4 protein-coding genes are annotated in these 4780 nt (G+C 43.5%); 2 read left to right on the forward strand and 2 right to left on the reverse strand.

The genetic code is table 11. The features are described from left to right. Positions 1-34 precede the first annotated feature (34 nt). The gene (locus AC805_RS06365) at positions 35-499 is read right to left on the reverse strand and encodes a YbjN domain-containing protein (protein ID WP_009625921.1); all 465 of its coding nucleotides are present in this window, start codon (positions 497-499) and stop codon (positions 35-37) included. 207 nt (positions 500-706) lie between these two features. Further along, complete coding sequence (locus AC805_RS06370) at positions 707-1342, reverse strand: DUF2808 domain-containing protein (RefSeq protein ID WP_072143539.1); 636 nt, start codon at positions 1340-1342, stop codon at positions 707-709. Positions 1343-1581: 239 nt separating this feature from the next. Here AC805_RS06370 and guaA point away from each other — a divergent pair, with 239 nt between their 5' ends. Continuing rightward, a complete protein-coding gene (guaA, locus tag AC805_RS06375; RefSeq protein ID WP_055074639.1) occupies positions 1582-3132 on the forward strand; it encodes a glutamine-hydrolyzing GMP synthase in 1551 nt (516 codons plus the stop codon). A 204-nt stretch (positions 3133-3336) separates the two neighbouring features. Continuing rightward, the gene (locus AC805_RS06380; RefSeq protein WP_055074641.1) at positions 3337-4536 is read left to right on the forward strand and encodes a DUF3095 domain-containing protein; all 1200 of its coding nucleotides are present in this window, start codon (positions 3337-3339) and stop codon (positions 4534-4536) included. Positions 4537-4780: the final 244 nt, after the last annotated feature.

A 4780-nucleotide genomic window follows, 5' to 3' on the forward strand; every position in this document is an offset into this window, starting at 1 on the left:
TCCTTATAAGTATTATTACTTATTTTATTTAGGATTAAGCCCCAAAATTTTCCTTTAATACTTCGTCATTGTCATCAGCGATCGCCGCTACGATGGTAATAATCCTTGAGATCTCAGCCGCTGAAAGATCTTCAACAGAGCGCGAACATAATACTAAAACTTGATCGTTTTGAATTGCATACCGAGACTCAAAGGTATCGGCAGCATTCTTTTCTAGTAACCAGCGCGTCATTTTTGCTTCATCTTTGAATGGTGCGCTCAACACTGTCGAAAATACTGTGAATGTGTCAGTAGGTTCGATTCCAGTAATATTGACAACTACTTCTACAGTACCGTATTTGAATTTCCACGTATCCTCGGTCTGATTTTCGAGCGCCGTATTGTCGGCATCCATACTGGCAATTACAGTTTGGATGGTTTGCACAATGTGATTAACTGGGGGTGCAAAACTAGATTCTGCTTCTACAGGAGTTACTGGCGATTCTGTTGTGAAGGTCATAGTTAAATATCTAGTTACTATCTGCCAATAGTGTATAGCAAACGTCAATCTTTTTGATAAAACACCCTATAGGTATTTAGGATTCGGTGGCAGTCCTAAATCATTCATGGGAAAAATTTGTCAGTTTTTGGCAAGTTTCTATGTAGGTGATGAGTGGCGGCGCGAAGCGCCGCCACTCATCTTTGGGGTTTTGCGATAAAAAACATTCTAAAAACGAAGACTATAAAAACTCAACCGACCATACCCCAGAAATTGGGAGTTAGGGCGATCGCCTTGAGGAAATGCTGTCACCCCAAACAGATAAGTACCATCGGTACGAGGGTTACTAATTGGTCGTAGTCCCACGATCAATTTACGGTTTAGGTCACCGCTAGCAGGAATGGAAGGGTTAAAGGTAATTGTAATTTTACTGCGATCTTCACTGCGATCGCCACTGGGCACAATCTCAGTTTTACTGGCGATCGCCACTCGCTCGCCCGATGATAACTGCACAAAGGCAAGCGTATCATTTTCAAAAAAATCAATCGAGTCAAATCCCTCTTTCTGGGCAATTTCCAGCTTTTGTAAGGGTTCGCCCATATTTTGCGGTAGAGCGATCGCAAAGTAATAGGTAGCGTTGCGGGCGTAAATCCGATTAATCGTAGTTTCCGCCTCGATCAGCATGGGCAAATTAATAAAATAGGTTTTGCCATCACGGAGCTGTACCGCTTCTGCGGCAGATGTCGTTACATTTCCGAAACTAAAGCCCCGATCCTTACTTCCCCAAGCTAGCAAGGCTAAAATCGATGAGAATAAACCCAAGGTGATCGTATTTGTAGCTTTTTTATGTATCTTTTTCTTCATAAAGACGTACCGTTTTGCTAGCATTGTAAGAATAGCTACTTTTTTCGCGGCGATTGGCTTACTGAAAGCCTTACGATCTCATTAAATGCTATCTCATTAAGATAGAGGTATCTACTGTGGTTTCATCCCCTCCAACATCATCGAATGCCGTACTAAATCTTGAAGGTGTTCTTTCATCTAGTATAAATTCAATCAGCACCGAGCCCGATCTTACCACAGACAATATAAATAGCCGTTCAATGATTGCAATTCTTGATTTTGGGTCTCAGTACTCGGAACTCATTGCCCGACGTATCCGCGAGACGCAGGTTTATTCTGAAGTTTTAACGTACCACATATCCGCACAGGATCTACTGAAGCTTAATCCTAAAGGGATCATTCTATCTGGTGGACCAAACTCCGTTTATGACGAAGGCGCACCACAGTGCGATCCTGAAATTTTCAATCTGGATATTCCCATTTTAGGCGTTTGCTATGGAATGCAACTAATGGCAAAGCAACTCGGCGGCACGGTTGAGCGTGCTGAGCGAGGGGAATATGGCAAAGCCGAATTACTCATTGACGATCCCACTGATTTACTTACCAATGTCGATACGGGCATTACCATGTGGATGAGTCATGGCGACTCTGTAATTAATTTACCCCAAGGATTTGAAGTGTTAGCTCATACAGCGAACACTCCCTGCGCGGCGATCGCCAATCATGAAAGAAATCTCTATGGAGTCCAGTTCCATCCTGAGGTTGTCCATTCCGCTGGTGGCATGGCGATGATTCGCAACTTTGTCTATCACATCTGTAAATGCGAGCCGAGTTGGACTACCGATGCTTTTATCGAAAATTCAATCCGCGAAATTCGCGCTCAAGTTGGTGACAAACGAGTATTACTGGCTCTTTCTGGCGGTGTAGATTCTTCAACTCTCGCCTTTTTATTGCATCGAGCGATTGGTGACAAGCTCACCTGTATGTTTATCGATCAGGGCTTTATGCGTAAGCTCGAACCAGAGCGTCTCGTGAAACTCTTTGAAGAACAATTCCACATTCATGTGGAATATGTTAACGCTCGCGATCGCTTCTTGAAGAAACTCGAAGGCGTAACCGACCCTGAACAGAAGCGGAAGTTGATTGGCGGTGAATTTATTAGTGTATTTGAAGAAGAATCTCAACGTTTAGGACCTTTTGATTTCCTTGCCCAAGGAACTCTTTATCCAGATGTAATTGAGTCAGCGGATACCAATGCCGATCCCGTCACAGGCAAACGGGTTGCCGTCAAGATCAAGAGCCATCATAATGTCGGAGGATTGCCTGACAATCTTCGCTTTACCCTCGTAGAGCCACTTCGCAAACTATTTAAAGATGAAGTGCGCAAAGTCGGCACTACGCTTGGTCTGCCCGAAGAAATTGTCAAGCGTCAACCCTTCCCAGGTCCTGGATTGGCAATTCGGATTATTGGTGATATTACAAGCGATCGCTTAAACACTCTCCGTGATGCCGATCTCATTGTCCGTCAAGAGATCAATCGCGCTGGTCAATACAATAATCTCTGGCAAGCCTTTGCGGTTCTACTGCCCACCGTTCGCAGTGTCGGCGTGATGGGGGATAAACGCACCTACTCCCATCCAGTCGTATTGCGTCTTGTCACCAGTGAAGATGGCATGACTGCGGATTGGGCAAGAGTTCCCTACGATCTATTGGAAACAATTTCCAATCGGATCGTTAATGAAGTGGAAGGGGTCAATCGTGTAGTCCTAGATATTACGTCTAAGCCCCCTGGAACGATCGAATGGGAATAGATCTACAGCGCTACAGGTTAAGTAGCTAGGCATAAGAAGAGCATATTGCCCGCGTAGCGGGCAGTATGCTCTCTGGTTTTGGTTTTTAATTTTAATTTACACACCAAGCAAAAGACAAAGAGAGATACAGCCAGTTGGCTGTATCTCTCTTTGTCTTTTATTGATAGGATCCTATGATTGATGATCGCATTTAGATCTACAGATATGAATATTCAAGAATTCTCACCTGTAAATACGACTTCTGAGAACTTTTATGCCGATCTACCCGTTCTTCAAAATTTTGCCGATATTACCTACAGTGCAAACTTTTCCGACATTCCCAATGACTGGGCGGTAATTATCACCGATGTCACGGAATCAACTAAAGCGATCGCCGAAGGTAAGTATAAAGATGTCAATCTCTTAGGAGCCTGTTCCATAATTGTCATTCTGAATATAGTCGGGGATCTAGAGATTCCCTTTGTATTTGGCGGCGATGGCGCTTCAATTCTGATTCCGAGCAAGTTTATTAATGAAGCAGAGCAGTCCTTGCTAGCGGTACAAAAATTAGCCAGCGAGGAATTTAAGCTTAGCTTACGTGTAGGTATTGTCCCTCTCACTGCCATTACCTCCAACTACGACATTAAAATTGCCAAACTCCGAATTTCAGAAAACTATAACCAAGCAATTCTCAGAGGCGGCGGCATCAGCTATGCCACGCGCTTAGTGAAGGATGCCGCTACTACGGATTTATACAGCCCTAAGTATATTAATGAAAACGCGATCGCGGATTTCTCTGGATTAGAATGCCGTTGGCAGGATATCCCCACCCGCCATGACGAGATTTTAAGTCTGATCGTCATGGCGACCGCACCCAGTCAAAGTCAAATCGATCTGCTCTATCGCGAAATTATTAACCAGATCGATCGCATTTACGGACGGGGAGAGGAATGTCATCCCGCCATCTCCACCAATTTAGCTCTTGGCTTTGAGGATAAAAATTTATTGTCAGAGACTAGGGTTTTCACTACCACCCAAAATTGGCTAGCGAGATGGTTTTATCTATGGAAAATCCGCCTAATTAACCTCTTAGGGGCAATTCTGATGAATTCTAGAATCAGGGTTAGAGGATTTAATTGGGGAGACTACAAGAAGATTGTTTCCGAATCAACGGACTTCAAAAAGTTTGATGATGTGTTACGGATGGTAATTTCTGGGAGAATCAAACAACGTCAAACACTAATGAATTACCTAGACAAAAAGTTTCGAGAAGGTCGTTTAGTCTATGGATTCCATGTTTCCGATCGGGCTTTAATGACTTGTTTGGTGTTTGAACGGGACGGTCGTCAAGTGCATTTTATTGATGGAGCCGATGGTGGCTATGCCTTAGCTGCCAAAAAGATGAAAGAACTAATGAAAAGTTAAGTAGCTAGGCATAAGTAAACTTAAAACCTAGCAGAGCACACCGCCCGCGTAGTGGGCGGTATGCTCTCTGGTTTTGGTTTTTAATTATGACGAACTACTTATACCAATTCACGAAAGTGTGACAACACTTTTGTGAATTATAGTTGTTTTAAATAACTTGTAGACGGGCTTCGACTTCGCTCAGCCCTCGGTGTAAGCTAGCTGAGCGAAGTCGAAGCTGTAGTTTTTATTTGAATTATCTATA

The organism is Pseudanabaena sp. 'Roaring Creek' (assembly GCF_001402795.1).
Classification (GTDB): domain Bacteria; phylum Cyanobacteriota; class Cyanobacteriia; order Pseudanabaenales; family Pseudanabaenaceae; genus Pseudanabaena.

Bases quoted from the DNA above. Each gene is read 5' to 3' on its own strand.
- AC805_RS06365 (WP_009625921.1), bottom strand. From the start codon at position 499: ATGACCTTCACAACAGAATCGCCAGTAACTCCTGTAGAAGCAGAATCT.
- AC805_RS06370 (WP_072143539.1), bottom strand. From the start codon at position 1,342: ATGAAGAAAAAGATACATAAAAAAGCTACAAATACGATCACCTTGGGT.
- guaA (WP_055074639.1), top strand. From the start codon at position 1,582: ATGATTGCAATTCTTGATTTTGGGTCTCAGTACTCGGAACTCATTGCC.
- AC805_RS06380 (WP_055074641.1), top strand. From the start codon at position 3,337: ATGAATATTCAAGAATTCTCACCTGTAAATACGACTTCTGAGAACTTT.